General features: G+C 78.8%; 1 protein-coding gene. It reads left to right on the forward strand.

The window, feature by feature from the left end:
• Positions 1-736: 736 nt before the first annotated feature.
• On the forward strand, positions 737-1180 hold the full coding sequence (locus CCL05_RS44665; RefSeq protein ID WP_244204639.1) for a hypothetical protein: 444 nt from the start codon (positions 737-739) through the stop codon (positions 1178-1180).
• Positions 1181-1456 lie beyond the last annotated feature (276 nt).

A 1456-nucleotide genomic window follows, 5' to 3' on the forward strand; every position in this document is an offset into this window, starting at 1 on the left:
GGCACCGGGGCCTTGGGGCCGTTGCCTGCGGGTCCCTGGTCCGCTGTGCGTCGTGCCGGGTCGTGGCGCGTCTGCCGCCGGGGGCTCCTTGCCTGCGGCGCCTGCCGGTGCCGGGCCGTCGGACCCGGCGGCCGGGGGCGGTGTCACCAGTGGTGTGGCGGGCGCGTTCGCATGCTCGGCGGGAACGGTTCTGGCGGTGGCCCCGGGGGTGGGGTGGTCCGCGAGGCGGCGCTGGATGTCGGCCGTCCCCAGCAGCGGGGTGTCCGCTCCCGGAGCGAGGGGTTCGGCCCCGGTGGGCCGCACCGGAGCGGTCGCGGAGCTCCGGTCCTGTCGTACCGGAGCGCGCCGGCCGTCCGGGCCGGGCGTCGTAACGGAAGCACGAGGTGCGGCGGAACCGGGCAGTTCGGCGCTCGACGGCAGCGCGGGCAGCGGAGCACCCAGGCCACCGCGCCTGCGGGCTCCCGTGCTGGCGGGGGCGGGGGCCCGGCGCGGGGCGTCGGCCGGGACAGCGGGTGCCGTTGCGTCCGTAGCCCTCGTACCGCTCGTACCGCTGGTACCGCCGGCGGACGGCCCCGATGCGCCGGTCTCGCGCTGGACGACGGGCAGTGCCGGACCGGATGCGGGTCCGGGCACGGGGGCATCCTGCGCCAACGGTGTTGCCGTGGAGGGGAGTTCACTCAGCGGGGCGCCGAGGGGCGCGCGGCTTCGCACGGGCGCGGCGGTGCGCTGCACGGGGGTGGAGTCCGTGCTCGTACGGGCCGGTTCCGTCGTACCGGAGGTGTCGGTCGCTGTGGCGGTGTCGGACGCCGGGGTGGCGGCGGGCCGCACGGCGGCGACTCGGCGCACGGGTCCGGCCGGGCGACGGGCGACGGTCAGGCGCGGCCCCGGCGGGCTGAGCGAGACGGCCGGCCGGGACCCGTCGGCCAGGGAGGCGCGGGGTGCCGCCGGCTGCGACAGAGTCGTCTCCTTCGCAGGGCGTCGGGCGGCCGGATCCGCAGGCGTACGGTCCCCGGAACCGGCCGAAGTCCGCGACACACGGCCGGAGTCCGGCCTGGACGCTCCGGGCCGTGCCTGCGAGGCGGACCCGCCGGAAGCGGGGCGGGGCGCGGTTCCGTCGACGGCTGCGAGCGGCACGACCGCCACCCGCCGTACGAGCGGAACCCCGGGGACGACCGGCTGATGGCCGCTGTCGGCGGGCGCCACGACCGGACCCGTGCCCGGCTCGACGGCCCGTTGGACAGCGGCGGGTGACGAGGAGAGTACGGCGGGCCAATCCGTGGACGTGAGACCACGGGACCGGGGAGCGCGGTCGCCCGAACTCCCCTCCCCCGGCCTCGTCCGGCGGGCGGCCTGCGGTGTCCGGGCAGCCGTCGGCCCCTCCAAGCCCCCGGCACCCGGGAATGCCTCGCCCGCCGAGCCGCCTCCGCCCGTCCCTTCCGAGTCGTCCGCCCCCCCC

The sequence above is a fragment of the Streptomyces africanus genome (genome assembly GCF_002150735.1).
GTDB classification, from domain to species: Bacteria; Actinomycetota; Actinomycetes; order Streptomycetales; family Streptomycetaceae; genus Streptomyces; species Streptomyces africanus.